The sequence below is a fragment of the Streptomyces sp. NBC_00038 genome (genome assembly GCF_026343635.1).
Lineage (GTDB): Bacteria > Actinomycetota > Actinomycetes > Streptomycetales > Streptomycetaceae > Streptomyces.
The window spans coordinates 7921475-7947505 of sequence record NZ_JAPELQ010000001.1 but is presented as its reverse complement, the minus strand read 5'-3'; the positions used below and the strand labels follow the sequence as shown (position 1 = coordinate 7947505).

At 70.6% G+C, this 26031-nt stretch carries 21 protein-coding genes, 1 pseudogene and 1 riboswitch; of the genes and pseudogenes, 9 read left to right on the top strand and 13 right to left on the bottom strand.

Features of this window, described 5'->3' with window-relative positions; genetic code table 11:
* Positions 1-440 precede the first annotated feature (440 nt).
* Positions 441-1493, top strand: a complete 1053-nt coding sequence (gene sepH / locus OG219_RS35855; RefSeq protein WP_266833654.1) for a septation protein SepH — start codon at positions 441-443, stop codon at positions 1491-1493.
* A gap of 78 nt (positions 1494-1571) precedes the next feature.
* Here the strand turns inward: sepH and OG219_RS35850 are convergent, their stop codons facing one another.
* Positions 1572-2399, bottom strand: a complete 828-nt coding sequence (locus OG219_RS35850; protein WP_266833653.1) for a sulfurtransferase — start codon at positions 2397-2399, stop codon at positions 1572-1574.
* Positions 2400-2723: 324 nt separating this feature from the next.
* Between OG219_RS35850 and OG219_RS35845 the strand changes: the two genes are divergently transcribed.
* On the top strand, positions 2724-3527 hold the full coding sequence (locus OG219_RS35845; RefSeq protein WP_266833652.1) for a VOC family protein: 804 nt from the start codon (positions 2724-2726) through the stop codon (positions 3525-3527).
* On the opposite strand, the gene OG219_RS35840 is transcribed toward OG219_RS35845, so the two are convergent.
* Both OG219_RS35840 and OG219_RS35835 read right to left on the bottom strand, forming a co-directional pair.
* Positions 3511-4329 (bottom strand): SDR family NAD(P)-dependent oxidoreductase, encoded by an 819-nt coding sequence (locus OG219_RS35840; RefSeq protein WP_266833651.1) that lies wholly within the window; start codon positions 4327-4329, stop codon positions 3511-3513. The two genes, OG219_RS35845 and OG219_RS35840, sit on opposite strands and share 17 nt — an antisense overlap.
* 41 nt (positions 4330-4370) lie before the next feature.
* Positions 4371-5258, bottom strand: coding sequence for an SDR family NAD(P)-dependent oxidoreductase (locus tag OG219_RS35835; RefSeq protein WP_266833650.1), 888 nt, complete (start codon positions 5256-5258; stop codon positions 4371-4373).
* A 71-nt stretch (positions 5259-5329) separates the two neighbouring features.
* Between OG219_RS35835 and OG219_RS35830 the strand changes: the two genes are divergently transcribed.
* Complete coding sequence (locus tag OG219_RS35830) at positions 5330-6271, top strand: LysR family transcriptional regulator (RefSeq protein WP_266836349.1); 942 nt, start codon at positions 5330-5332, stop codon at positions 6269-6271.
* Positions 6272-6303: 32 nt separating this feature from the next.
* On the opposite strand, the gene OG219_RS35825 is transcribed toward OG219_RS35830, so the two are convergent.
* From OG219_RS35825 to OG219_RS35810, 4 genes are all read right to left on the bottom strand, one after another.
* On the bottom strand, positions 6304-6954 hold the full coding sequence (locus OG219_RS35825; protein ID WP_266474261.1) for a thymidine kinase: 651 nt from the start codon (positions 6952-6954) through the stop codon (positions 6304-6306).
* A 42-nt stretch (positions 6955-6996) separates the two neighbouring features.
* Positions 6997-8184, bottom strand: coding sequence for an alkaline phosphatase family protein (locus tag OG219_RS35820; protein WP_266833648.1), 1188 nt, complete (start codon positions 8182-8184; stop codon positions 6997-6999).
* Positions 8184-8771 (bottom strand): DUF5998 family protein, encoded by a 588-nt coding sequence (locus OG219_RS35815; RefSeq protein ID WP_266474263.1) that lies wholly within the window; start codon positions 8769-8771, stop codon positions 8184-8186. The genes OG219_RS35820 and OG219_RS35815 overlap by 1 nt, the downstream gene beginning before the upstream one ends.
* An 86-nt stretch (positions 8772-8857) precedes the next feature.
* Positions 8858-12295 carry a GNAT family N-acetyltransferase gene (locus OG219_RS35810; protein ID WP_266833646.1) on the bottom strand — a complete coding sequence of 1146 codons (3438 nt, stop codon included), beginning with the start codon at positions 12293-12295 and terminating at the stop codon, positions 8858-8860.
* A 206-nt stretch (positions 12296-12501) separates the two neighbouring features.
* Between OG219_RS35810 and OG219_RS35805 the strand changes: the two genes are divergently transcribed.
* Complete coding sequence (locus OG219_RS35805; protein WP_266833644.1) at positions 12502-12783, top strand: HPr family phosphocarrier protein; 282 nt, start codon at positions 12502-12504, stop codon at positions 12781-12783.
* Positions 12784-12922: 139 nt separating this feature from the next.
* Here the strand turns inward: OG219_RS35805 and OG219_RS35800 are convergent, their stop codons facing one another.
* The 4 genes from OG219_RS35800 to OG219_RS35785 all read right to left on the bottom strand — a co-directional run bounded on the left by OG219_RS35800 (position 12923) and on the right by OG219_RS35785 (position 17689).
* The gene (locus OG219_RS35800; protein ID WP_266474267.1) at positions 12923-13618 is read right to left on the bottom strand and encodes a GntR family transcriptional regulator; all 696 of its coding nucleotides are present in this window, start codon (positions 13616-13618) and stop codon (positions 12923-12925) included.
* A gap of 212 nt (positions 13619-13830) precedes the next feature.
* Positions 13831-14595: a M23 family metallopeptidase gene (locus tag OG219_RS35795; RefSeq protein ID WP_266833642.1), complete on the bottom strand. Its 765-nt coding sequence runs from the start codon at positions 14593-14595 to the stop codon at positions 13831-13833.
* Positions 14596-14607: 12 nt separating this feature from the next.
* Positions 14608-14768: riboswitch (cyclic di-AMP (ydaO/yuaA leader) on the bottom strand.
* A 192-nt stretch (positions 14769-14960) separates the two neighbouring features.
* The gene (locus OG219_RS35790) at positions 14961-16349 is read right to left on the bottom strand and encodes a pitrilysin family protein (RefSeq protein WP_266833640.1); all 1389 of its coding nucleotides are present in this window, start codon (positions 16347-16349) and stop codon (positions 14961-14963) included.
* Positions 16346-17689: a pitrilysin family protein gene (locus tag OG219_RS35785; RefSeq protein ID WP_266474276.1), complete on the bottom strand. Its 1344-nt coding sequence runs from the start codon at positions 17687-17689 to the stop codon at positions 16346-16348. Before OG219_RS35785 ends, OG219_RS35790 begins: the two co-directional genes overlap by 4 nt.
* A gap of 258 nt (positions 17690-17947) precedes the next feature.
* On the opposite strand from OG219_RS35785, the gene OG219_RS35780 reads away from it, so the two are divergent.
* Positions 17948-20404 (top strand): DNA topoisomerase (ATP-hydrolyzing) subunit A, encoded by a 2457-nt coding sequence (locus tag OG219_RS35780; RefSeq protein ID WP_266833638.1) that lies wholly within the window; start codon positions 17948-17950, stop codon positions 20402-20404.
* 10 nt (positions 20405-20414) lie between these two features.
* Here the strand turns inward: OG219_RS35780 and OG219_RS35775 are convergent, their stop codons facing one another.
* The gene (locus OG219_RS35775) at positions 20415-21500 is read right to left on the bottom strand and encodes a GTP-binding protein (protein WP_266836348.1); all 1086 of its coding nucleotides are present in this window, start codon (positions 21498-21500) and stop codon (positions 20415-20417) included.
* A gap of 425 nt (positions 21501-21925) precedes the next feature.
* Between OG219_RS35775 and OG219_RS35770 the strand changes: the two genes are divergently transcribed.
* The 3 genes and pseudogenes from OG219_RS35770 to OG219_RS35760 all read left to right on the top strand — a co-directional run bounded on the left by OG219_RS35770 (position 21926) and on the right by OG219_RS35760 (position 23336).
* Complete coding sequence (locus OG219_RS35770; protein WP_266833636.1) at positions 21926-22483, top strand: DUF6082 family protein; 558 nt, start codon at positions 21926-21928, stop codon at positions 22481-22483.
* Between the two features lie 274 nt (positions 22484-22757).
* Positions 22758-22988: pseudogene (locus tag OG219_RS35765) on the top strand (hypothetical protein); the annotation flags it as partial.
* 111 nt (positions 22989-23099) lie between these two features.
* Entirely contained in the window at positions 23100-23336 is a 237-nt protein-coding gene (locus tag OG219_RS35760) for a hypothetical protein (RefSeq protein ID WP_266836347.1), read from the top strand.
* Between the two features lie 111 nt (positions 23337-23447).
* Here OG219_RS35760 and OG219_RS35755 read toward each other — a convergent pair whose 3' ends face one another.
* The gene (locus OG219_RS35755) at positions 23448-24614 is read right to left on the bottom strand and encodes a citrate synthase/methylcitrate synthase (protein ID WP_266833634.1); all 1167 of its coding nucleotides are present in this window, start codon (positions 24612-24614) and stop codon (positions 23448-23450) included.
* Positions 24615-24711: 97 nt separating this feature from the next.
* Here OG219_RS35755 and OG219_RS35750 point away from each other — a divergent pair, with 97 nt between their 5' ends.
* Positions 24712-25971, top strand: coding sequence for a citrate synthase (locus tag OG219_RS35750; RefSeq protein ID WP_266833632.1), 1260 nt, complete (start codon positions 24712-24714; stop codon positions 25969-25971).
* Positions 25972-26031: the final 60 nt, after the last annotated feature.

Genomic DNA, 26031 nt, shown 5'->3' with positions numbered 1-26031 from the left:
TCGACCGACTGCACGAGAAAGGGACGTACGGGCGAAACGATTAGTTCCGATTGCGACGATTACGTGAAGTGCGCCACTTTCGATGGTCACAAAAACGGCGCATCCGCCGGCCAACTACCACCCCCTGCTCGAAGTTGGGCGGCGTGCCGATCCACGCAAGTGGCCCGAATGGAGTACTCTTGCGAGCCCTGGGACCGGACTCCCGCCAGGGTGTCCGGGGCCTGTCAGGACCGCCGGGAGGGGGCTCGTTGCACAGGGTGATGGAGTTCGTCACTTAGCGTTGCGAATAGGTAACCGTGCCATAACGGCGATCCCGGGCCTGTGCCCGACACGCCGGGCAACTCGGCAAGGTTGTGGCAGGCTGCACCCGGGCAGGCCACACTCGACTAGCGGAAGCAGCGACGCACGTGACGTCGGCAGGCACCACCCGGGAGGTCCCCATGCCGGAACTGCGTGTCGTGGCCGTCTCTAACGACGGCACACGGCTGGTGCTGAAGGCTGCGGACAGCACGGAGTACACGCTTCCGATTGATGAGCGTCTGCGCGCCGCTGTACGCGGCGACCGTCCCCGCCTCGGCCAGATCGAAATCGAGGTGGAGAGCCATCTCCGCCCCCGAGACATCCAGGCACGTATACGTGCCGGCGCCTCCGCGGAGGAGGTCGCCTCGCTCGCCGGAATCCCCGTCGACCGGGTGCGGCGCTTCGAGGGGCCTGTCCTCGCCGAGCGTGCCTTCATGGCCGAGCGCGCAAGGAAGACCCCTGTCCGCCGCCCCGGCGAGAACGCGGGACCCCAGCTCGGTGAGGCCGTGCAGGAGCGGCTGACGCTGCGCGGCGCCGAGAAGGAGACCGCCCAGTGGGACTCGTGGCGTCGTGACGACGGCACGTGGGAAGTGCTGCTGGTCTACCGGGTCGCGGGTGAGCCGCACTCGGCGAGCTGGACGTACGACCCGCCACGGCGGCTCGTCCAGGCCGTCGACGACGAGGCGCGCTCGCTGATCGGCGAGTCCGACGACCTCTCGGCGGCCGCCGAACCGAGCTTCCCGTTCGTGCCGCGGATCGCCCGGCTGCCCCGGGACCGCCCGCTGGACCGCGCCCTGGACCGGCAGATGGAGCGGCCGAGCCTGCCCGCGCCGTCCGCGGAGCCGGTCGAGGAGTCCGAGCGCGACTCGCTCACCAGCCTCCTGGAGGCGGTGCCGAGCTTCCGCGGCGACATGGTGGTGCCCGAGCGCCCCTCCACCACGGAGCGGCCCGACACGGAGGAGCCCGCCCCCGAGCCCGAGCCCGAGGAGCCCCCGGCTCCCGCGGCATCGGCCGGTGCCGGATCCGCCTATGCGGACGTGCTCATGCCCCGCTCGGTCGGCGCCCACCGCGACCGTCTCGTCGGCGCGACCGACCGCCAGGCCGAGGCCGACGGCGTCCGCCCGGGCCGCCGCGCGGCGGTCCCGAGCTGGGACGAGATCGTGTTCGGTACACGGCGGAAGAAGCAGGACTGATCAGTCGTACGACGGTGGGGCCCGCGCGAGTTCGGCGCGGGCCCCACCGCCGTTACTGAGGGTCGGGACCGGCCGCCGCTACTGAGGGTCCGGACCGACCGCGACCGGGCGGCTCCCGTCCCTGGACCACTCCGACCAGGAACCCGCGTACAGCGCGGCCGGGATACCCGCGACGGCGAGCGCCAGCACCTCGTGCGCGCCGGAGACGCCCGAACCGCAGTAGACGCCGACCTCGGACGTGCCGGTCGCGCCAAGCGACTTGAAGCGGTCGGCGAGTTCGGCGGCGGGCATGAACCGTCCGTCGTCCGTGACGTTCTGCGTGGTCGGCGCGGAGACCGCACCGGGGATGTGCCCGCCCACGGGGTCGATCGGTTCGACCTCACCGCGGTACCGCTCGCCCGCCCGGGCGTCGAGCAGCAGTCCGGTACGGGCCAGCGCCGCCGCCCCGTCCGCGTCGAGCAACGGTCGCGCACCGGGCACGGGTACGAAGGTCCCGGCAGCGGGGGCGGGCAGCTCCGAGGACACCGGACCGCTCCAGGCCGTAAACCCGCCGTCAAGCACGCGCACGGACGGATGACCCGAATAGCCCAGCAGCCACCACGCGCGCGCGGCGCCCCAGCCGAGCCCGCCGTCGTACACAACGACATCGCGGTCCGCCGAGACACCGGCGGCACGCATCGCCGCGCCGAAGACTTCGGGATCGGGCAGCGGATGACGGCCCCTGTCCCCCGCCGGACCTGCAAGTTCAGAATCCAAATCGACAAAAACGGCGCCGGGAATGTGCGCCTTCTCGTACTCGGAGCGCAGACTCGGGCCGCCCAGCTGCCAGCGGACGTCGAGGACGACTGGAGGGTTCGGTCCGGCCAGGTCGCTCGCCAGCTCGGGTGCGGAGATGATGGCGTTCATGGCCACCATCCTTGCGCACGGGGTGGCCGCGTCGTCCATGTCGGGCTACTGTGCTCCGCCGGGCGGGTCCGATCACCAGGCGTATGGGATCGGGCACATGCTGTACAGCCGATGGACACCACGCGGCAATCGTGCGGAAACGGACGGGAAACGGCTCATCGGGCATCCTCCGGCCGTAGGCCGCTGAACGACGGCGCGGCCGGGACGCACGGTGCGACCGGTGGTGCGAACATCGGCACGGGGCTTATGGGCACGCGAACGCGGTACGCGTGCGGTAGGCGGAAGGTGACCCGGCCACCGCGAGGGGCCGAGAAGAGAGTGACGATGACCGAGGCACGGGGGTCGGCCGGCCTGAACGGCACAACGCACGCTCGGCACGCACCCGGCACACCCTGCTGGGTGAGCCTGATGGTGCACGGGATGGCCACGACCCAGGACTTCTACGGAGCGCTGTTCGGCTGGGAGTTCCAGCCGGGCCCGCACCAGCTCGGGCCCTACGTACGGGCCCTGCTCGACGATCAAGAGGTGGCGGGGATCGGGCAGCTGCCGCCCGACCGGCATCTGCCCATCGCCTGGACGCCGTATCTCGCCTCGGACGACGTCGATCTGACCGCCGAGACGGTGCGGCTCAGCGGCGGCACCGTGGGTGTCGGCCCCCTGGACGCGGGCGAGGCGGGCCGCATGGCGATCGCCTCGGACCCGACGGGCGCCGTTTTCGGGATCTGGCAGGCGGCCGCCCACCTGGGCATCGGGATCACCGGCGTGCCGGGTACGCCCGCGTGGAACGAGCTCGTGACCCGCGACACCGAGAGCGTCGTCAAGTTCTACCAGGGGGTCTTCGGCTACGAGCTGGAGCCGGTCGTCTCGGCCGACTTCGACTACGTGACCCTGCACCTCGAAGGCAGTCCGGTGGCCGGCATCCACGGCGTCGGCCACGGCCTGCCCCGCGACCGGGGCCCGCACTGGATGACGTACTTCGAGGCCGCGGACGTGGACGACATGGTGGCCCGGGTCACGGACCTCGGCGGGCATCTCCTCAAACCCGCCCACGACTCGCCCTACGGGCGGGTGGCGACGGTGGCGGATCCGGAGGGCGCGATGTTCTCCGTGATCAACACCGTCCGGTGACAAGGTCCTGCGACAGCGTCGCCACGCCGTCGAGGGGGGGTGAGGTCGCGAGGAGGACGGAGGTTGCCGCGCCCTGCTCGACGGTCTTGATCAGGTCCGCGGGGACCCTGCCGCTGCCCCGCCCGCCGGTGTGGCGTTGCAGGTTCGTGTAAATGGCGCCGGGCATCAGGGCGTTGGCCGTGATGTTGTCGTCGGCCCAGCGCCGGGTCGCCTCCACCGCGAAGAGGACGTTGGCGGTCTTGGACTGACCGTAGGCGAGCCACGGATCGTAGGGGCGGAAGGCGAAGTCGATGTCGTCCCACACGACCGGTGACTGCTGGTGGCCCGTGGAACTCACCACGACGACGCGGGCGTTGCCGTCGGCGGCCAGCGCGTCGTGCAGGCCGGTGGCGAGGGCGAAGTGGCCCAGGTGGTTGGTGGCGAACTGCCACTCCCGGCCCTGGTCGGTGTACTGCTCGGGGCAGGCCATGACGCCCGCGTTGTTCACCAGTACGTGCAGCGGGCCCCGCCAGGCGGCGGTGAAGGCGGCGATGGACGCGGGATCGGCCAGGTCGAGGTGCGCGACATGCACCTCCTGGTTGCCGGTCGAGGCGGTGATGTCCTTGGCGACGCGTTCGCCCGCCGCCATGTCCCGGACGGCGAGGGTGACTTCCGCACCGGTGGCGGACAACGCGCGGGCCGTCTCCGCCCCGAGGCCGGAGGAGGCGCCGGTGACCACGGCGCGGCGGCCGGTGAGGTCGATCTCTTCCGCGACCTCGGCGGCCGTGCTGGAGAAGCCGAAGGGGGTGGTGATGGCGTTCATTCATCAACTCCCTGCTGTGTGCTGAAGCGTGCGGGATGCGTTCAGGGCTTGAGCATCCGGTCCTGCTCCACCGGGGGTGTGCCGTCGTGCCAGGGCAGGGCCTTGCCGAAGCGGACCAGCTCGCCGTAGAGGGCGGGATCGACGTGCTCGGCGAAGATCAGGTCGAGTACGGCTCCGGCGGCCCGGGCCGGCGACTGGGCATGGCTGTAGTCGCTGAACCAGGGGCGCGAGGTGGCGGTGTCGACCATGCCGGGGCACACGGCCGCGATCAGGGTGCCGGTGGCGAGGTCGTGTTCGCGGCGTTCGGCGGCGAGCGCGCGGACGGCGGCGACCTGGGCGACCTTCGAGGGCACGTTCAGCCAGATCGGCCAGCCCGCCTCCGCGGCCGTCCTGTTGTGGACGGCGCTGCGCCACGACTCGACGGCGTACTCGACCTGGTCGAGGCTCGCGCCGTCGAACAAGTGGTGCAGCCGCGGGTCGAGATGACCGAGCGTGCCCAGGCTGCTGGCCACGACGAGCAGCCGTCCGCCCGGGCGCAGGGCAGGACCGAAGGAGCGCAGGATCGCGTGCGTGGCGGTGTTGGAGACGTCGATGAACTCGTCGGCCCGCTCGGCCTGCGACTCCTCGGGCAGCACGCGCGCGATCGCGTTGGAGATGACGACGTCGACCCCTCCGTGGCGGGCCCGGAGGTCCTCGGCGAGGCGGGCGATGGCTTCGGCTTCGGTGACGTCCAGGACGCGGCCCTCGATGCGGGCGCGGGTACCGGGGAGTTGGGTGACCTCGCGGGCGGCGTCCGTCACGCGCCGGTGGCTGCGGCCGGTCAGCAGAACCAGGTCGTCCGGGTTCATACGGGCCGCCAGTCCTTCGACGAGGGCCCGGCCGAGTCCTTGGTTGGCGCCCGTCACGAGGGCGATGCGTGAAGCGTTCATGCACTCCACGTTAGGAACGCCACGTCCATGAGTCCAACGAGAGTTCGGCACGGCTAGTATGCGTGAACGTCATGGACTTCACCGATGTGTCACTGACCGCGCTGCGCGTCTTCCGCGCCGTCGCCGAACAGGGAACCTTCACCGCGGCCGCCGCTTCGCTGGGCTACACCCAGTCGGCGGTGTCCCGGCAGATCGCCGCGATCGAACGGGCCGCGGGCGCGGAGCTGGTGGAGCGGCGGCGCGACGGAGTACGGCTCACCGCGGCAGGCCACGTCGTCATGCGCCGCGCGACGGTCGTGCTCGACGAGATCGACGCGACCGCCAGGGAGCTGTCAGGGCTGCCCGGCCAGGCCGGTACGGTCCGCCTGGGTTGGTTCCCCAGCGCCGGCGCCGTCCTGCTGCCCCGAGCGTTGGCCGCACTGCGCCACACGGATCCCGGCCTTCAGGTGGTTGGCCGGGAGGGCAGCACCCCGGCACTGGTGCGAGCACTGCGGGCCGGCAGCCTCGACCTGGCGCTGCTCGCGTCGTCGCCGCCGTTCCGGCCGCCGGACGCCGAGTCGCCCCCGCTCACGCTGCACACGCTCACCGAACGTGCGCTGTGCCTGGCGGTGCCGGCCACCCATCCCCTCGCCCGCGGCGACTTCGTCGACGTGGCCGACCTGCGCGGGCAGCGCTGGATCGCGGGCTCCTCCTCGGGAGAGGACCGGCTGATGGGTGTGTGGCCTGGCCTGGACGAGCGGCCCGAGATCGCCCACACCGCCCGCGACTGGCTCGCCAAGCTCCAACTCGTCGCCGCCGGCTGCGGACTGACCACCGTGCCCGCCGTCCTGGCGTCCGCCGCGCCACCGGGTGTCCGCGTCCTCCCCGTCCGCGGCGGGCCCCAGGAACAGCGGCGCCTTCTCCTGGCCAGCCTCCCCCACCCGCCGACCGATCCGGTCACCCGCGTGGCAGCCGCCCTCCGCACCGCGGCTCTCGACGCCGACACACCCGCTGCGTCCCCGCCGCCCTCATGACGACAAGAGGGCCTACGTCTTCCACGGCACCGTCAAGCAGATGTGACCGGCAGGACGTCGGGAGACAGCACGCTCGCGTGGGCCGAAGCGCTGGTCATCCGGCGACGGTGGTGACGGCGGCACAAGACCTCGTAACCGATCTCCCCCACCGGGCGGTTGACGTCTCCGACGACCACCTGGGCGCCCTCGACCACCATCTCCCCGCCGACCGTGCGGGCATTGTGCGTGGCCCGGGCGCCGCACCAGCACAGGGCCTCCACCTGGAGGGCCTCTATCCGGTCGGCCAGCTCGATCAGCCGCTGCGAGCCGGGGAACAGCTTGGTGCGGAAGTCGGTGGTGATACCGAAGGCGAAGACATCGAGCCCCAGGTCGTCGACGACCCGTGCCAGCTGATCGATCTGGTCCGGCGCGAGGAACTGCGCCTCGTCGACGATCACATAGTCGACCCTGCCGCCCTTGGACAGCTGATCGACCAGATACCCATACAGGTCCATGCTCTCGGTGGCCTCGACCGCCTCCGTGACCAGGCCGAGGCGCGAGGACAGCTTTCCCTCGCCCGCGCGGTCGTCCCGCGTGAAGATCACACCCTGAAGCCCGCGGGCCGAGCGGTTGTGCCCGATCTGCAGTGCCAGAGTGCTCTTCCCACAATCCATGGTTCCGGAGAAGAACACCAGCTCAGGCATGGGAAGTTGGGCACCTTTCGGCAACGGGGAGAGGGGGAGGTGTCAGGAACGTACTTGCAGGAGCGGGACGTGCTGCTCCACCGATGTCATCGAGCCGTGGTTGCCGACCATCGCCGACTCCTTCGGCTCCCGCTCGGACGCGGTGATCAGGACGTCGTCGCGAGCCGCCGCGACCACGTCGCCGATACGGGCGTACACCCGCTCGTCGATCTGCGGGCCGAACCAGCCCGCCGCGATCGCCTCGTCCCGCGAGGCCACCCAGAACTGCTCGCCGAGCACCTCGCGCCAGCAGGTCAGGACGTCCGACTCGGCGCCGGGTACGGCGTAGACGTGCCGGGCGCGGCCCTCGCCGCCGAGGAGGGCGACTCCGGCGCGCAGCTCCCAGTCCTCGTCGAAGTCGATGCGGTGCTGCTCGTCGAAGGGGATGTCGATCATGCCGTGGTCGGCGGTGACGTACAGGGCCGTACGCGGCGGCAGTTGCTCCGCGAGACGCTGGACCAGGCGGTCGACGTACATCAGCTGGCCGCGCCAGGGGTCGGAGTCGACGCCGAAGCGGTGGCCCTTGCCGTCCACCTCGGCGTAGTACGTGTAGACCAAGGAGCGGTCGCCCGCGGCGAGTTGTGCGGCGGCGACGTCCATGCGCTCCTCGCCGGTCAGCCGGCCGTGGAACGTTCCGCCACTGAGCGCGATCTTCGTCAGCGGGGTGTTCTGGAAGGCGGGCGAGGAGACCTGGGCGGTGTGCACGCCCGCCGCTTCGGCAAGCTGGAAGACCGTGGGGTACGGCTGCCAGGCACGCGGGTCCGTCCACGGGTTCCAGCGCAGCTGGTTCATCAGCTCGCCGGTCTTCGGGTTGCGCGCGGTGTAGCCGGGCAGGCCGTGCGCGCCGGGCGGCAGGCCGGTGCCGACGGAGGCGAGCGAGGTCGCGGTGGTGGCCGGGTAGCCCGCGGTGATCGGGCGGCCGGTGCCTCCTCGCGAGGACGCCAGGAGCGACGTCATGAAGGGGGCCTCGTCGGGGTGCGCCTTCAGCTGCTCCCAGCCGAGGCCGTCGATCAGGAAGACGCAGTTCCGGTCGGCCTCGGTCAGCTCGGGTATGGCGGCGGTCATGCCGGGCACGGCCATGCCCGCGGCGAGCGTGGGGAGCAGATCGGCGAGCGAACCGGCGCCGTACTCGGGGACGGGGGCGGTGTCGAGGGCGAGGGGTTCCGGGTGGTCCCAGGCGGGCAGGACCATCAGCGCGCGATGTCCGCGGTCGCCTCGGAGAGGGCCTGCGCGAAGGCGAGGGCCTGGCGCACCGTCTCCGGGCCGTCCCCGGCCTCGCTGACGCGCAGGCTCAGGTCGTCCGCCGTCGAGTTGCCCGTGTAGCCGTGGTCCGCCTCGCAGTTGGGGTCGCCGCAGGCGGCGGGCTCCAGGTCGATGCGCGAGACCGCGCCCCAGCCGATGGTGAGGACGACCTCGCGGGGCAGCGTGCCCGGCGCGTACGACTCGGGATTGGCGACGACCCGGCTGACGACGACCGAAGAGATCCGGCCGAGCTTCACGGACTCCGTCGACGTGGTGGCGTACGGCGTCGGGGAGGTGGTGTCCTCGGCCTGCTCGTCGGTGTGGCTCACGATGAAACGGTTGCCCGTGAGGACGAGCACCGTGACGTGCCGACGCACCTCGTTGGCGTCGAACGTCGTCTCCTGATGAACCAGGTACGACCGGATGGTGTCGCCGCCGATCGCGGCCTCCACCGCCTCGGCCACGAGGGCCGGGTAGTAGCCGCTGCGCTCGATCGCCGCTCGCAGCCCCTGGGTCGTCGTACTGGTCTTGGCCATGATGTCCATCTTACGGGCGCCCACTGACTGCGAGGCACCGCTCGGAAGGTCCGCCTGACGGAGATCGGTTTCCCGTCCGAAGGAGATCAGTAGACGGGGAGCGTCCGCGGGCCTAGGTCGTCGCGGACGGGAGCGCGGTCCAGCCGCACGGTGGCGCCGAGCGCGCTCAGGCCGTGCGTGGCGACGACCACGGGCTCCAGAGCGACCGCGACGACCTCCGGGTGATCGTCGACCAGCCGCGAGAGGCGCAGCATCAGCTCTTCGAGGGCCGCCGTGTCGACCGGGTCGGAGCCGCGCCAGCCGAAGAGGAGTGGCGCCGTCCGGATCGACCGGACCAGCGAGGCCGCGTCCCGGTCGGTGACCGGAATCAGCCGGTGCGCGGTGTCCCCGAGCAGCTCCGAGGCGGCCCCGGCCAGCCCGAACGACAGCACCGCTCCGGCCGCCGGGTCGATGACGGCCCGTACGACGGTGTCGACCCCGCGCGGCGCCATGGCCTGCACGACCGGCCGCAGCTCGGCCGGCTTCCCGAACAGCTCGGTCAACTCCGCGTACGCCCGCCGCAGTTGCTGCTCGTCCGCCAGATCGAGCCGTACGCCGCCCAGGTCGGCGCGGTGCCGCAGGTGCGGGGCGGTGGTCTTGAGGGCCACCGGGTAGCCGAGCTCGCGTGCGGCCCGCGCCGCGTCGTCCGGTGTCGGAGCGGGCAGGGCAGGCCGTACGTCGATGCCGTACCGCCCGAGCAGCTCACGGGTCTCCTCCGTGCCGAGGGTCAGCCCCTCCCCGCCCTCTTCCTGCGCAAGGAGAGCGTCGATCTGCCCGGCGGCACCCTTCTCGTCGATGTCCTCATACTCCGGCACCCGACCGGGCTCAGCGGCATCCCGCCGCCACTGGCCGTACTTCACAGCTTCGGCGAGGGCCCGGACAGCACGTTCGGCGGCGGGGTAGGCGGGGATGAGGCGGGAGTCGGGTGGGGGCGGTTCGGTGGTGGTCGACTGCGCGGCTTCTGCGTCTGCCGGGCGGTCCGCTCGGGCAGCGGGTGGCTGCGCGGCTTCCGGGGCGAGCGGGCGGTCGGCTCCTGCGGCGGGTGGGTGTGTGGTCTGCGGGTGGTCGGCTCCCGCGACGGGCGCGTGCGCGGTCTGCGGGCGGTCGGCTCCCGCGACAGGCACGTGCGCGGACTGCGGGCGCTGCGCTTCCGCTGCGTGCGAGCGGCTCGCTCCGGTGGTGAGCGAGCGCTCGGCTCCCGCGACGGGCTCGCGCTCCGCCTGCGGGCGCTGCGCTTCCGCAGCATACGGGCGGTCGGCTCCCCCGGCAGGCGGGCGGTCCGCTCCCGCAGCAGGGGCGCGCCCTGCCTGCGGATGTTGCGCTCCCGCCGCCTGCGAGGGGTCGGCTCCTACGGCAGGCAGCCGCTCCGCTCCGGCGACAGGCTCGCGCCCCGCTGGCAGGCGCTCCACTTCCGCCGCGTGTGGGCGGGCGGCTCCCACCGCAGACGGGCGGTCCGCTCCCGCGGCGCGCTGGCGCTCCGCTCCCGCAGCCTGCGAGCCGTCAGCTTCGGCGGTGGGCAGGCGTTCCGGAGAGCGATCGGGGTCCCCCCGCTCGTGCGAAGCCGAGAGTGGGGGACGGTAGGCACCGCCCACAGCTCCGGGTGCCGTGGCAGCGGCAGGTGGTGCGGTGCTGGCAGCCGCCGACAGCGCTTCGGCGAGCCCACCGAGCTCGACGTGCACGACGAGCACCGGCTTGGCCGGAGCCGAGGCGGAGGCAGCGAGTAGCGCTTCGGCCAGGGCCGCGTCCTGAGCGCCGGTCTCCCCCACCGCCGGGATGGCGGTGACCACAACGGCGTCGCAGCCGTCATCGGCAAGGGCCTGCGACAGCGCACCCCGGAAGTCCTCCGCCGACGCCCCCGTCGTCAGATCCAGCGGCGGCAACGGCCGAAGCCCTTCGGCGAGACACGCGTCGTAAGTGAGCAGCCCCAGCGACTCCGAGTTCCCGAGGATCCCCACCCGGGGCCCGGGAGGAAGCGGCTGGCGTGCCAGCAGAAGCCCCGCATCGACGAGCTCGGTGATCGTGTCCACCCGGATCACCCCGGCCTGCCGCAGCAACGCGGACACGGTGGCGTGCGGCAACCGCGTGGCCCGTACGGCATGCCCCTGCGGAGCGGCGGCGTGCCGGGTTCCCTGCACCACGACCAGCGGCTTCACCGCGGCCGTCCGCCGGGCGAGCCGGGTGAACTTGCGCGGGTTGCCGATGGATTCGAGGTACATCAGGGCGACGTCGGTGTCCGGATCGTCGTACCAGTACTGGAGTACGTCGTTGCCGGACACGTCCGCCCGGTTCCCGGAGGAGACGAAGGTCGACACGCCGGTGGTGCCGGTGACGCCGCCGCCCCGCCGGTGCAGGCGGGAGAGCAGGGCGATCCCGATCGCGCCCGACTGGGCGAACAGGCCTATCCGTCCGGGCCGGGGCATCTCCGGCGCGAGCGAGGCGTTGAGCCGCACGTCGGGAGAGGTGTTGATGACCCCGAAGGCATTGGGGCCGATGATGCGCATGCCGTACGTGCGGGCCTGGCGGACGAGTTCGCGCTGGCGTTCCCGCCCTTCGGCGCCGCTCTCGGCGTACCCCGCCGACACGACCACGAGCCCCTGCACGCCGTGGTCACCGCACTCCGCGACGACCTCGGGGACGTACGGCGCCGCCACGGCGACGACCGCGAGGTCGACGGGCTCGCCGATGTCACCGATGGATCGGTAGGCGGGCACTCCGTCGATCTCGCTCTCCTGGACCGCGCTGTTCACGGCGTACAGCCGCCCCGTGAAGCCGGCCTCGCGGAGGTTCGTGAGGACACTGCGGCCCACGCCGCCGGGCGTGCGGCCGGCGCCGATGACGGCGACCGAGCCGGGTGCGAGCAGCCGGTGCACGGACCGGGCCTCGGCGCGCTGCTCCCGTGCACGCTGCACGGCGAGCGACCTGTCGGTGGGTTCGAGGTCGAACTCCAGGCGTACGACGCCGTCCTCGAAGTGCCGCTTCTGCTGGTACCCGGCGTCCGTGAACACCTTGATCATCTTGTTGTTGGCCGGCAGTACCTCGGCGGCGAACCGGCGGATGTCCCGCTCGCGAGCCACGGCCGCGATGTGTTCGAGGAGGGCGGAGGCGACGCCGCGCCCCTGGTGGGCGTCCTGGACGAGGAAGGCGACCTCGGCCTCGTCGGCGGGCGCGGAGGCGGGCAGGCCGTCGGCGTTGATGCGGTCGTAGCGTACGGTGGCGATGAACTCGCCGCCCACCGTGGCCGCGAGTCCCACCCGGTCCACAAAGTCGTGGTGCGTGAAGCGGTGAACGTCCTTCGCGGACAGGCGCGGATACGGCGCGAAGAAGCGGTAGTACTTCGACTCGTCGGAGACCTGCTGGTAGAAGCTGACCAGGCGCTCGGCGTCGTCGACGGTGATGGGCCTGATGCGTGCCGTACCGCCGTCGCGCAGCACCACGTCCGCCTCCCAGTGGGAGGGGTACTCGTGCCGGTCCGACGAGTTGTCCATGCGCCCACAGTACGGCTCGCGTACGACAACGGCGCGAGGCAGTCTTGGGGGACCGAAGTCGGATCCAGGCCGGGATCCGACAACGGGGTCCGGGACGGCGGCAGACGGCAACAGACGGTTTGTCACCGAATGCACCCGCTCCGGACGCGCTTCACGATATGGGACACTGGTCTAGACAACTTGAGCCACCTGAAGGGCAGCATCACATGGCTGAGCGCCGCGTCAACGTCGGCTGGGCCGAGGGCCTCCACGCCCGCCCCGCCTCCATCTTCGTCCGGGCGGCCACGGCCTCCGGCGTCCCCGTGACGATCGCCAAGGCTGACGGCAACCCCGTCAACGCGGCCTCCATGCTCGCGGTCCTCGGCCTGGGGGCCACGGGCGGCGAGGAGATCGTCCTCGCGTCCGACGCCGAGGGCGCGGACGTCGCCCTGGACCGTCTGGCGAAGCTGGTCGCCGAGGGGCTCGAGGAGCTTCCCGAGACCGTCTGAGGTGCAGTGGCGGTTTTCATCGCTCCAAAACACCGGCAAGGGCCCACCCGAATTATCGGGTGGGCCCTTCGCAATTCCATTGTGCGGGCAGCATAAATAATCTCCCGCGAATTACTCCTCTTTGTATACGGCGCTCTTGTTAATGCCGCAGGCCCGTCATGTTTACGGGATGTTGCGAAGTCCTCACACGGTCCGGGCGATCCCCCGCGCCGGGAAAGCGGAGCCGGTGCGCGGCCGTCGCCCGTTCGGTGTGCAGGGCCGTGATCGCCCGCGCCCGCTCACTGTCGCCGCGCGCCACGGCGTCCACGATCCCGCCGTGCTCCGCCCAGGATTCCGCGGGGTTGGCCGGCGCCTCGACCGCGTACATCCAGGCGATCTTGTGCCGCAGCTGGGCGAGTGTCGAGGTCAGCGCGGTGCTTCCGGAGGCCTGCGCGAGGGTCTCGTGGAACCAGCCGCCCAGCGAGCGCAGATCCTCGCTGTTGCCCCTCCTGGCCCGCTCCTGACCCAGTCTGACCAGGCCTCGGAGCACCTTGAGGTGGGCCTCGGTGCGGCGCTGCGCGGCCCGGGCGGCGCCCAGCGGCTCAAGGAGCATGCGCATCTCGAGCAGGTCCCCGGCCTCCTGCTCGGTCGGCTCCGCGACGCACGCGCCCGCGTGCCGCCGGGTGACGACGAAGCCCTCTGCCTCCAGCGTGCGCAGGGCCTCGCGCACAGGGACGCGCGAGACTCCGTAGCGGCGCGCGAGCAGTTCCTCGGTGAGCCGGCTGCCGCGCTCGTAGACACCCGCGACGATGTCGTCGCGGATCGCTGTGCATACCGAGTGCGCAGGAACACGCATACCGGACCTCCGCTTTAATCCCCGTGAAACGCCGTCGATTGACGCTTGTTCAGTGACTCTATTGCAGAGACTCGGAATTTCCGATGGCGGGCCGGAATCCATGGATATTTTTTGGACAGGAAGCGGTTCGAAACGACAAGGCCCCGGCTCGTGCGAGCCGGGGCCTTGTGAAGTACGTACGCGAGTGATCAGACGTTCACGCCGGAGCGGCGTCAGATGTTCACGTCGTGCGAGCGGAGGTACGCGACGGGGTCGATGTCCGAGCCGTACTCGGCGGTCGTCCGGGCCTCGAAGTGGAGGTGCGGCCCTGTGGTGTTGCCGGTGGACCCGGAGAGGCCTATCTGCCGGCCCGGGGTGACCGTCTGGCCCACGGAGACGCCGATGGACGACAGGTGGCCGTACTGCGTGTACGTGCCGTCGTTCATCTTGATGACGATGTTGTTGCCGTAGGCGCCGCCCCAGCCGGCCTCGACGACGGTGCCGGAGCCGACCGCGTGGACCGAGGTGCCGGACGCGGCGTGGAAGTCGATGCCGGTGTGGCTGCCGGAGGACCAGAGGCTGCCGCCGGTCTTGTAGCCGGTGGAGATGTACGAGCCGGTGACCGGCGGGACGAAGGTGTTGAGGCGCTTGCGCTCGGCCTCGCGGGCGGCGCGCTCCTTGGCCTCGCGCTCCTCCTTGGCCTTCTCCGCGGCCTTCTTCCTCGCGGCCTCGTCGGCCTTCTTCTGTGCGGCTGCCTCGTCGGCGGCGTGCTGCTGGGCCGCGGCCTGCGCGTCGATCTGGTCGGCGATCGTGTCACCGATCTCGACGGCCTGGGTCAGGCCGGTCTGCTCGACGGAGTTGTCCGCGGCGAGCGCCGGGGCGGCCAGGGAGCCGAGGACACCGGTGGTGGTGAGCGCCGCGACGCCGATGGCGTTCGTGGTCGTGCGCTGCACGCGGCTCGGGCGACGGTGCTTCCCTGTGCCACAGGTGAACGCCATGGAGGGGCTGATCCTTTCCTTCCTTCTCGCCTACCGGGTTAGCTGACGGGTTCGGAGCAGGAAGGTCTCCTACGGACCACCTCCGGGGAGGGCGTCCGATTCACCCCAGGGACTGCGTGTGGGTCCCCGGCTCCCCTGGCTCGCGCCGTACGGGGACTAAGCGATGGCTGTCCGGTGCCGCGGGTGCGGCGCACTGCCTGACGAACAGCCGGACCGACGCTAAACGGGACATCTTTCAATCGACAAACGGATCACGGCTTTTGTAGCGCATGCCACAGGGCAGACAGGCAACCTCTCTATCAATACGGACAAATGGGGGCCCAGGAGACTCCGTGGTCTCCTGGGCCCCCAAGGGCACTGCTGTCCTACTCCGCCGGAACGACGCTCACTTCACCGATTCCGAGGGCCTTGACGGGCTCCTCGATCGTCGCGGCGTCGCCCACCAGGACGGTCACCAGGCGGTCCACCGGGAAGGCGCTCACGGCGGCCGCGGTGGCCTCCACGGTGCCCGTGGCGGCGAGCTGCTGATACAGCGTCGCCTGGTAGTCGTCGGGCAGATGCTGCTCGACCTGGTCGGCCAGCGTGCCCGCGACGGCCGCCGCCGTCTCGAACTTGAGGGGCGCCACACCCACCAGGTTCTGTACGGCGATGTCGCGCTCGGCGTCCGTCAGGCCCTCCGCGGCGAGGGTGCGCAGCACCTTCCAGAGGTCGTCGAGCGCCGGGCCCGTGTTCGGGGTGTCCACGGAGCCGCTGATGGCGAGCATCGCGATGCCCGAGCCGTCCGGGGCGGAGCGCAGGACCTGGCCGAACGCCCGCACACCGTAGGTGTAGCCCTTCTCCTCGCGCAGGACGCGGTCCAGGCGCGAGGTGAGGGTGCCACCGAGGCAGTACGTGCCGAGCACCTGGGCGGGCCAGACGCGGTCGTGCCGGTCGGCGCCGACACGGCCGATGAGCAGCTGCGTCTGGACGGCGCCGGGACGGTCCACGATGACGACCCGGCCGGTGTCGTCGGCGGTCACCGGCGGCACCGGGCGCGGCTCGGCGGACGAACCGGTCCAGGAGCCGAGCGTGTCGGCGAGCAGCGCGTCGACGTCGACTCCGGTGAGGTCGCCGACGATCACGGTGGTGGCCGTGGCGGGGCGTACGTGCTTCTCGTAGAAGGCGCGTACGGCCCCCGAGTCGATCGCCTCGACCGTCTCCTCGGTGCCCTGGCGCGGGCGCGACATGCGCGACGTGGCCGGGAACAGCTCCTTGGAGAGCTCCTTCGCGGCGCGGCGGGCCGGGTTGGCGGTCTCGTGCGGGATCTCGTCCAGCCGGTTGCGCACCAGCCGCTCGACCTCGCTGTCCGCGAACGCCGGTGCCCTCAGGGCGTCGGCGAGCAGATCGAGGGCCTTCGGGAGGCGTGAGACGGGGACTTCGAGCGACAGGCGTACGCCGGGGTGGTCGGCGTACGCGTCGAGCGTGGCGCCGCAGCGCTCCAGCTCGGCCGCGAACTCCTCGGCGGAGAGCTTGTCGGTGCCCTCGGAGAAGGCCCGCGCCATGATCGTGGCGATGCCGTCGAGGCCCGCGGGCTCGGCCTCCAGCGGCGCGGCGAGCAGCACCTCCACGGCGACGACCTGCTGGCCGGGGCGGTGGCAGCGCAGCACGGTCAGGCCGTTGCCCAGGGTGCCTCGCTCGGGTGCGGGAAAGGCCCACGGCCTGGCCTCGCCGGCCTGCGGCTGGGGGTGGAACTCCATGGTGGCGAGCTCGGTCACTTCGCCGCCTCCTCGTCGGTGTCTTCAGCGTCTTCAGCGGCGATCGGTTCGTAGACGAGTACCGCGCGGTTGTCGGGGCGCAGGCGGGACTTGGCGACCTCCTGGACCTCCTCGGCGGTGATGTCGAGGACGCGCTGCACGGCGGTCAGGGCGAGCTGCGGGTCGCCGAACAGGACGGCGTACCGGCACAGTTCGTCGGCGCGGCCCGCGACCGTGCCGAGCCGGTCCAGCCACTCGCGCTCCAACTGGGCCTGGGCGCGCTCCATTTCCTCGGCCGTGGGACCCTCCTCGGCGAACCGGGCGAGCTCCTCGTCGACGGCGGCCTCGATGACGGGGACCTCGACATCGCCGGACGTCTTCACGTCGAGCCACCCCAGGGAGGGCGCTCCGGCGAGCCGCAGCAGGCCGAACCCGGCAGCGACGGCGGTGCGGTCGCGGCGTACGAGCCGGTTGTAGAGCCGGGAGGACTCGCCGCCACCGAGGACGGTCAGCGCCAGGTCGGCAGCGTCACCTGCGCGCGTACCGTCCTCCGGGAGCCGGTAGGCGGCCATCAGCGCGCGCGAGGGAACCTCTTCCTCGACGACCTCGCGCAGCTCCTCGCCCATGGTGTCGGGCAGGGCGCCGTCGCGCGGGGCGGGCTTGCCGTCGTGCCCGGCGATGGAACCGAAGTACTTCTCGATCCAGGCGAGCGTCTGCTCGGGGTCGATGTCCCCGACGACCGAGAGCACCGCGTTGTTGGGCGCGTAGTAGGTGCGGAAGAACGCGCGGGCGTCCTCCAGGGTGGCCGCGTCCAGGTCGGCCATCGACCCGATCGGGGTGTGGTGGTACGGGTGGCCCTCGGGGTACGCGAGCGCGGTCAGCTTCTCGAACGCGGTCCCGTAGGGCACGTTGTCGTAGCGCTGGCGCCGCTCGTTCTTGACGACGTCCCGCTGGTTCTCCATGGACTCGTCGTCGAGCGCGGCGAGCAGCGAGCCCATGCGGTCCGCCTCCAGCCAGAGGGCGAGCTCCAGCTGGTGGGTGGGCATGGTCTCGAAGTAGTTGGTGCGCTCGAAGCTGGTGGTGCCGTTCAGCGAACCACCGGCTCCCTGCACCAGCTCGAAGTGGCCGTTGCCCTTCACCTGTCCCGAGCCCTGGAACATCAGGTGCTCGAAGAGGTGGGCGAGTCCTGTACGCCCCTTGACCTCGTGGCGCGAGCCGACGTCGTACCAGAGGCACACCGCGGCGACCGGGGTCAGGTGGTCCTCGGAGAGCACCACGCGCAGGCCGTTGGCCAGGCGGTGCTCGGTCGCTGTCAGCCCGCCGGAGCCTGCCTCAGCTGTGGCCGTGTGACCCATGGGCATGTACGTCCCTTCGATCGCGGAAAACTACGGATTTCCTGTCGGTCCTGCCACTGTATGCAAGCGCGCGGACAGCTGGCGAAGTTCCCGCGCCTCCTACGCCCAGAGCGAGAATCGCGAACGGCGAACGCCCCTTCGACGGACCCTCGAAAGCCCTCAACGGACGGGTCGTGGTCCGCGTTGTCAGTGGGGCGGTCCACAATGGTGCGCGTCAGAACCCGTTCATGCCCCGGCAGAGACTGTGAAGGAGTCGCAGCAGCGATGGCCCGCCGCAGCACGAAGACCCCGCCGCCAGACGACTTCGAGGAGCGCATCCTCGACATCGACGTCGTCGACGAGATGCAGGGCTCCTTCCTCGAGTACGCGTACTCGGTCATCTACTCCCGAGCCCTGCCGGACGCCCGCGACGGCCTCAAGCCGGTGCACCGCCGCATCGTCTACCAGATGAACGAGATGGGCCTGCGCCCCGACCGCGGCTATGTGAAGTGCGCCCGCGTCATCGGCGAGGTCATGGGTAAGCTCCACCCGCACGGCGACTCGTCGATCTACGACGCGCTGGTGCGCCTGGCCCAGCCCTTCTCGATGCGCCTGCCGCTGGTCGACGGCCACGGCAACTTCGGCTCGCTCGGCAACGACGACCCGCCGGCCGCCATGCGTTACACCGAGTGCCGGATGGCCGACGCCACGTCGCTCATGACCGAGTCCATCGAAGAGGACACGGTCGACTTCGCGCCGAACTACGACGGCCAGGAGCAGGAACCGGGCGTCCTCCCGGCGGCGTACCCGAACCTGCTGGTCAACGGCGCGTCGGGCATCGCCGTCGGCATGGCCACGAACATGCCGCCGCACAACCTCGGCGAGGTCATCGCGGCCGCCCGCCACCTGATCCGCTACCCGGGCGCCGACCTGGACACGCTGATGAAGCACGTCCCGGGCCCCGACCTGCCCACCGGCGGCCGGATCATCGGCCTCTCCGGGATCAGGGACGCGTACGAGAGCGGCCGCGGCACCTTCAAGATCCGCGCCACGGTGTCGGTGGAGGACGTGACGGCCAGGCGCAAGGGCCTCGTCGTCACCGAACTGCCCTTCACCGTCGGCCCGGAGAAGGTGATCGCCAAGATCAAGGACCTGGTCGGCGCCAAGAAGCTGCAGGGCATCGCCGACGTGAAGGACCTCACGGACCGCACGCACGGCCTGCGCCTGGTCATCGAGATCAAGAACGGCTTCGTGCCCGAGGCGGTCCTGGAACAGCTCTACAAACTGACGCCGATGGAGGAGTCCTTCGGCATCAACAACGTGGCGCTGGTGGACGGTCAGCCCCTCACCCTCGGCCTCAAGGAGCTCCTCGAGGTCTACCTCGACCACCGCTTCGAGGTCGTACGCCGCCGCAGCGAGTTCCGCCGCACCAAGAAGCGCGACCGGCTGCACCTGGTCGAGGGCCTCCTCGTCGCCCTGATCGACATCGACGAGGTCATCCGCCTCATCCGCTCCAGCGACAACTCGGCGCAGGCGAAGGAACGTCTGATCGAGCACTTCTCGCTCAGCGACGTCCAGACCCAGTACATCCTGGACACGCCGCTGCGCCGGCTGACCAGGTTCGACCGCATCGAACTGGAGACGGAGCGCGACCGGCTCAACGGCGAGATCGACGAGCTGACCGGCATCCTGGATTCGGACACGGAGCTGCGCAAGCTGGTCTCCACCGAACTGGCCGCGGTGGCCAAGAAGTTCGGCACCGACCGGCGCACGGTGCTCCTGGAGTCCGCGGGCGCCACCGCCGCGACGGTCCCGCTCCAGGTCGCGGACGACCCGTGCCGGGTCCTGCTGTCCTCGACGGGCCTGCTCGCCCGTACGGCCAATGGCGACCCCTTCGGAGAAGCCGAGGAGGCCAAGCGCACCAAGCACGACCTGATCGTCTCCGCGGTGCCCGCCACGGCTCGCGGCGAGATCGGCGCGGTGATCTCCTCCGGTCGCCTGCTGCGGCTGAACGTGATCGACCTCCCGCAACTTCCGGAGACGGCATCGGCGCCCAACCTCTCCGGAGGCGCGCCGATTTCGGAGTTCCTGTCCTCCCTGGAGGCGGACGAGACGGTGATCTGCCTGACGACGCTCGACGAGTCGTCGCCGGGCCTGGCGATCGGCACGGAGCAGGGCGTCGTCAAGCGCGTGGTCCCCGACTATCCCTCGAACAAGGAGGAGTTGGAGGTCATCACGCTCAAGGACGGCGACCGGATCGTCGGCGCGGTCGAGCTGCGCACCGGCGAGGAGGACCTGGTCTTCATCGCGGACGACGCCCAGTTGCTGCGCTATCAGGCCTCGCAGGTCCGCCCGCAGGGCCGGGCGGCGGGCGGCATGGCGGGCATCAAGCTCACCGAGGGCGCGAAGGTGATCTCCTTCACAGCGGTCGACCCGGCGGTGGACGCGGTGGTCTTCACGGTCGCCGGCTCACGCGGCACGCTGGACGACTCCGTCCAGACGACGGCCAAGCTGACCCCGTTCGACCAGTACCCGCGCAAGGGCCGCGCCACGGGTGGCGTGCGCTGCCAGCGGTTCCTGAAGGGCGAGGACTGCCTCTCGCTCGCCTGGGCGGGCCCGGCCCCGGCACGGGCCGCGCAGAAGAACGGCACACCGGCCGAACTGCCGGAGATGGACCCGCGCCGCGACGGCTCGGGTGTGTCCCTGGCGAAGACGGTGGGAGTGGTGGCAGGCCCGTCGTAGACGGATCCGGTTACGCCGAATCCTTGTCCTGTACGTAGCGGAGGACGCCCCACATGCTGTGCTCGTCGGCGTGTGGGGCGTCCTCTTTGCACGCCTCCAGTTCCTTGGCCAGGGCAGCGGTGTCGATGCCCGAGCCGATGAGAACGAGCTGGGTGAGGCGCTCGGCGGCGCCACGGGCCCAGGGTTCCGGGTAGAAACGCAGGAACCGTCCGACGGCGTGCACGGCGTAGCGGTTGCCGCGGTCGTGGGCGCCGAAATCGACGTACCCCTTGATGCGGTAGAGCCCTTCGGGCCTGCTGTCGAGGAAGTCCATCAACCGCCGGGGGCTGAGCGGGACTTCGGAGGTGAGGGAGACGGATTCGTAGGCGGAGTGGAGGTGGCCGGCGTGGTCGTGCCCTTCATCCTCGTCCTGCTCATGGAGATCGTCCTCATGGAGATCGTCGAAGGACAGCTGCCCGATGCGCTCCTCGGTCGGCCTGCAGTCGAAGAGGAACTCCGGATCGATCCGGCCGTAGGTGGCGGACACGACGGCGGCACGATCGGCGAGTTCCCGGACGACGCGGAGCACCCGCTCGCCGTCCGCCGCGCGGTCGACCTTGTTGACGACGACGAGATCCGCGAGGGCGAGATGCCGGTCGATCTCGGGATGCTTCTCACGCGTGGAGTCGAACTCGGCGGCGTCGACGACCTCGACCAGCCCCCCGTACACGATCCGCGGATGCTCACTGGCCAGCACCATCCGCACCAGCTCCTGAGGCTCGGCGAGCCCGCTCGCCTCGATCACGATGACGTCGATACCGGCCGAGGGCTGAGCGAGCCGTTCCAGATAGACGTCGAGCTCACTCCCGTCGACGGCACAGCACAGGCACCCGTTCCCCAGGGAGACGGTGGAATCCCCGAGCGCCCCGGCCACCGCCATCGCGTCGATCTCGATCGCACCGAAGTCATTGACGACGGCCCCGATCCGGCTGCCTCCGCTGCGGTGCAGGAGGTGGTTGAGCAGGGTGGTCTTACCGGAGCCGAGGAAGCCGGCGAGGACGATGACGGGGATCTGCCGCACCGCGGGTTCCCCCGCCGAGGGCTGCCTGCTCGGGATCGACTTCTGCCGCACCGCGGGCTCCCCTGCGGAGGGCTGCTTGCCCGGGATCGGCTGCGGACTGGGCTGGCTCAACGGGCGACCTCTTTCACACCGGTGCGTACACCGGCTCGGGACCAGCTCCCGTACGCGGGCGGCTCACGCACCGGCACTCGTACGAGGAATGAATGCCGACCCAGGATACGAGTGGGAGGAAACGCCGCGAAGTGAACGATTGTTAGCGGCGCTCGCGGGGCACACGTTGGGCAAGGCGCCGAGAAACGCGACCCGCACTTCCCTCCGTGCGCCTCCTCTCCGCCTCCCTGCCGATCAGAGCCGCTCGGCAAAACTGGGAGACGGCAAGCGCGCCGCCCACCGCTCGCCGGTCCTCCCTGTCGCCCCACAACCGACGACCGGCGGAACGGTCGCCTGATTCGGGGGTTGACATGGCCACACAGAAGTCCGGCACGCGGGGGTTGCGTGCCGTCGCCACGGCAGGGATGGGCCTGGTGACTGGAGCCCTCGCCACGCTGGCCGCACAGCGGCAATCACTCGACTCGCTGCGTGTCCGCATCGAGTACCTGGAGCGGCAGGCGCAGACACAGCGCGACACCAATCGCGCCCTTCAACAGCGCCTGCACTGGGAGCTGTTGAGCAAGGCCATGGACGACCCCGAGCTGGCCGAGGTGCTGGACACCTACGACGAGGCCGTCTCGGCAAACAAGCAGCGCCAGTTTCTCTTCGCCAACGCCCTTTACACCAACGCACTCTGCTACTACCAAATCGGCAACATAAGCCGGGAGGAGTTCTTCGGCTTCGTCCGTGGCATCCTGCAGAACCGTATCTTCCGTGAGTACTGGTACGCCACAAGGCCGCACCGGGCGACCCTGATCGACGCCTCCGAGGAGGCCGAACTGGGACGCATGGTTGACGACCTCCTGCGCCAACTCGAAGAGACGGACATCGACGAGTGGTGGGTGGTGGGGGAGCCTCCGGCCGAGTAGTGCCGCCCTCGGTGCGCCGCCCGTCTCTCCCGCACGCCGGGGAATCACACCACTGTTGCGAGGGATCACACCGTCGGGCGATAACGAACTCGTAAATTGAGCCGTTGCTGCTGTTGCCAAAGGGTTGACTGCACGCGATCGCGAAAGGGTCACCCCCACCGAACAGTCGCTCCATGCCGCCGGTCGTCGAGGTAGCAGCCCCACAGGGCTGCATCGCGCCGCGCAGCCACAGCGCGCAGGCGTCCAAGCCTTGAGACCAAGGGGAACTTGAACAGTGAGTCAGATCAACCGTCGGCTGGGTACTCCTCCGAGCCTTCGAGGGAGTGTATCCGGGCAGAATTGCCCAGATATCTTCGAATTGACCGACGGGAACTTCGCGGTAATCGGCACCGATGCCACGGAAACGCTGGAGGCTCTACTCCCCGCCGACGCGACCCGCGGCGAGGACGGGCGCATCGTGCTGCTCACCCGCGAGACCCTGATTTACGCCAAGGCAGACATTCCCTTGGTCACACCAGGCCTTGACGCGCCCCGCTTGCTACCCGGCGCAGCCCCGTCAGGGGTGGCCGAAACCAGGCCTGCGCCAGAAACCGCATACAGGGAAGGTCGACAACAGGTGAAAATTGAACGACGCCTCGGCGTGCCGCCTCAGAAGCGAGGCAGCCTCACCGGGCAAACCTGTCCTGACATCTTCGAACTGAGCGACGGAAGCTTCGCCGTCATCGGCACGGAGGCCACAGAAGCACTCGACCAAGAGTTGCCGGCCGACGCCGCTCGTGCGGACTACGAACGCATCGTCGTCATCAGCCGCGAAACGCTGGTGCGCGCCAAGGCCGACATCCCGGACCTCTGACGGCACCGCGCGGACACGCGCTGATGTGAATTTCCTGGCTCGGCACCAAACTGGAGGTGCCGAGCCCTCTACATTTCTTCTCTCGAGACTCGGTCCGTCAAGGGCATCAGGTCAGGCCAGGTGCGGCACCGCCACCGGCGCCCCCGGCCCCACATACCGAGCCGCCGGCCGAATGATCTTCGAGTCCTCCGCCTGCTCCAGGATGTTCGCGCTCCACCCGACCACCCGTGCCGCGGCGAAGGTCGGCGTGAACATCTCCCGCGGCAGGCCGCAAAGTTCCATGACCACGCCCGCGTAGAACTCCACGTTGGTGTGGAGTTCACGGCCGGGCTTGAGCTCGGCCAGGATCGCTTCCACCTGGCGTTCGACCTCGACAGCGAAGTCGACCAACGGGCCGCCGAACCCGCGCGCGATGCCGCGGAGCATGCGCGAGCGGGGGTCTTCCGTCCGGTAGACGGGGTGGCCGAAACCCATGATGCGTTCGCCGGCGAGGACGCGTTCACGGATCCACGGGTCGATGCGGTCGGGGGTGCCGATCGCGTCGAGGGTGTCCAGGGCGCGGCTCGGGGCACCGCCATGGAGGGGACCCGAAAGGGCTCCTACGGCGCCGACCAGGCAGGCCGCCACGTCCGCCCCGGTGGACGCGATCACCCGCGCCGTGAATGTTGATGCGTTGAATCCGTGGTCAATGGTTGAGATGAGGTATTGCTCGATCGCCCGGGTACGCGCATCGTCCGGCTCCGAACCAGTCAACATGTAGAGGTAGTTGGCGGCGTACCCGAGATCCTCGTGCGGCTCCACCGGTTCCAGCCCCTGCCCGAGCCGGTACAGCGCGGTGAGCAACGTGGGCACGGCCGCACACGCCGCGAGGGTGTCCGTGCGACGCCGGCCGGCGTCGATGTCGTACACCGGCCGGAACCCCAGCGAGGCTCCGAGCAGGGACAGCGCGGTGCGCAGCCCGGCGAGCGGCCCGGAGTGACCGGTCGCCGCAGCGATCGCGGGCAGCGCGGCGCGCACCTCGTCCGGCAGTCTGCGCAGCTCAGCGGTCCGCCCGGCGAACTCGGCGCGCTGTCCCGCGTCCGGCAGTTCACCGTGAACCAGGAGATGCCAGACGTCCTCGAACCCGCAGGCCTGCGCGAGTTCGACGGCCGAGTACTGGCGGTAGTGGTAGAAGCCCTCCAACCCCCTGACGTCACCCAATTCAGTGTCGGTGACGACGACGCCCGCGAGTCCTCGCGGTACGTCGACAGAGGTGGTCGCGGCCCTGCTGATCGACATGTTTCCTCCCTGGACTTGATTCGACTGTCCATGGTTGACTCAATCTCTGTCAATATTGATTGAATCAATACATCGATCCATGGATACGGTGGCGCACATGAGGGATCAACAAGCGGCAACCCGAGACGACGAGGGCCGGCGGCTCAGCACCAAGGAGACCGCCGAGCTCCTCGGGGTGAAACCCGAGACCGTGTACGCGTACGTGAGCCGCGGCCAGCTCGGCAGCCGACGCGAACCCGGCGGCCGTGGGAGCACGTTCGACGCCGGGGAGGTGGAGGCGCTCGCACGGCGCAACAGACGGGAGACCGGCGGGAGTTCAAGCACCGGCGGGGAGCTGTCCGTCCGTACCGGCATCACCCTGATCGACGACGACCGGTACTACTACCGCGGCGTCGACGCGACCGAACTGGCGGCCCGGCACTCCTACGAGGAGATCGCCGAGTGGCTGTGGACGGGAGAGCTGCGCCCCGGCGTGCTGTTCAGCGCCCCGAAGGCATCCGTGACCGCCGCCCGCCGCGCCGTCGACGCGCTGCCCGAACACAGCGGCCCGACGGACCGGCTGCGCGTCGCCGCGATCGCCGCCTCGGCCAACGACCCGCTGCGCTTCGACCTCTCCGAGAACGCCGTCCTCGGCACCGCACGCACCCTCATCCCCACCCTGGTCGCCGCCCTCCCACGGACGCGGCACGCCCCCCGGGACGACGGCCCACTGGCCCACCGCCTGTGGACACGGCTCAGCGGCCGTACGCCCGACGAGGCGTCACTGCGCGCGCTGGACGCGGCACTCGGACTGCTCGTCGACCACGATCTGGCCGCCTCGACGCTCGCGGTCAGGGTCGCCGCGTCGGCCCGGGCACACGCCTACGCTGCCGTGTCAGCCGGTCTGGGCGTCCTCGAAGGCCCTCTGCACGGCGCGGCCAGCGGACTCGCGCACCGGCTACTCCTCGACGTCCTGGAGCAGGGCACCGCGGCCCCCGTCGTCGCGGACGAGCTGCGCGCCGGTCGCCGTGTCCCGGGGCTCGGCCACCGTCTCTACCCCGGCGAGGACCCACGCGCGCGTGCCCTCTTCGCCCTCCTGGAGGAGGTTCCCGGCGCGGCGCCCGCCCTGGCGGCGGCCCAGGACATCGTGGCCACCACCGCCCGCCACAGGCCGCTGCACGCCAACGTCGACATGGCGCTCGCCGTCCTCACGGTCGCCTCCGGCATGCCCGCCTCCGCAGGCGAGACGGTCTTCGCCGTCGCCCGTACGGCGGGCTGGATCGCCCACATCCTGGAGGAGTACGAAGAGCGCCCGTTGCGCATGCGTCCCAGCGGTCGGTACGTGGGCGCGCGCCCACCACAGCCGCTCCCCGGGTGAGCGCTCCCTCACGCCGACGCGCGCTGAACGCGCCGAAAGTGCGCCCCCTCCACGCGACCG

Excerpts from the sequence above, each read along its gene's own strand:
- sepH (WP_266833654.1), top strand. The coding sequence starts at position 441 with ATGCCGGAACTGCGTGTCGTGGCCGTCTCTAACGACGGCACACGGCTG.
- OG219_RS35850 (WP_266833653.1), bottom strand. The coding sequence starts at position 2,399 with ATGAACGCCATCATCTCCGCACCCGAGCTGGCGAGCGACCTGGCCGGA.
- OG219_RS35845 (WP_266833652.1), top strand. The coding sequence starts at position 2,724 with ATGACCGAGGCACGGGGGTCGGCCGGCCTGAACGGCACAACGCACGCT.
- OG219_RS35840 (WP_266833651.1), bottom strand. The coding sequence starts at position 4,329 with ATGAACGCCATCACCACCCCCTTCGGCTTCTCCAGCACGGCCGCCGAG.
- OG219_RS35835 (WP_266833650.1), bottom strand. The coding sequence starts at position 5,258 with ATGAACGCTTCACGCATCGCCCTCGTGACGGGCGCCAACCAAGGACTC.
- OG219_RS35830 (WP_266836349.1), top strand. The coding sequence starts at position 5,330 with ATGGACTTCACCGATGTGTCACTGACCGCGCTGCGCGTCTTCCGCGCC.
- OG219_RS35825 (WP_266474261.1), bottom strand. The coding sequence starts at position 6,954 with ATGCCTGAGCTGGTGTTCTTCTCCGGAACCATGGATTGTGGGAAGAGC.
- OG219_RS35820 (WP_266833648.1), bottom strand. The coding sequence starts at position 8,184 with ATGGTCCTGCCCGCCTGGGACCACCCGGAACCCCTCGCCCTCGACACC.
- OG219_RS35815 (WP_266474263.1), bottom strand. The coding sequence starts at position 8,771 with ATGGCCAAGACCAGTACGACGACCCAGGGGCTGCGAGCGGCGATCGAG.
- OG219_RS35810 (WP_266833646.1), bottom strand. The coding sequence starts at position 12,295 with ATGGACAACTCGTCGGACCGGCACGAGTACCCCTCCCACTGGGAGGCG.
- OG219_RS35805 (WP_266833644.1), top strand. The coding sequence starts at position 12,502 with ATGGCTGAGCGCCGCGTCAACGTCGGCTGGGCCGAGGGCCTCCACGCC.
- OG219_RS35800 (WP_266474267.1), bottom strand. The coding sequence starts at position 13,618 with ATGCGTGTTCCTGCGCACTCGGTATGCACAGCGATCCGCGACGACATC.
- OG219_RS35795 (WP_266833642.1), bottom strand. The coding sequence starts at position 14,595 with ATGGCGTTCACCTGTGGCACAGGGAAGCACCGTCGCCCGAGCCGCGTG.
- OG219_RS35785 (WP_266474276.1), bottom strand. The coding sequence starts at position 17,689 with ATGCCCATGGGTCACACGGCCACAGCTGAGGCAGGCTCCGGCGGGCTG.
- OG219_RS35780 (WP_266833638.1), top strand. The coding sequence starts at position 17,948 with ATGGCCCGCCGCAGCACGAAGACCCCGCCGCCAGACGACTTCGAGGAG.
- OG219_RS35770 (WP_266833636.1), top strand. The coding sequence starts at position 21,926 with ATGGCCACACAGAAGTCCGGCACGCGGGGGTTGCGTGCCGTCGCCACG.
- OG219_RS35755 (WP_266833634.1), bottom strand. The coding sequence starts at position 24,614 with ATGTCGATCAGCAGGGCCGCGACCACCTCTGTCGACGTACCGCGAGGA.
- OG219_RS35750 (WP_266833632.1), top strand. The coding sequence starts at position 24,712 with ATGAGGGATCAACAAGCGGCAACCCGAGACGACGAGGGCCGGCGGCTC.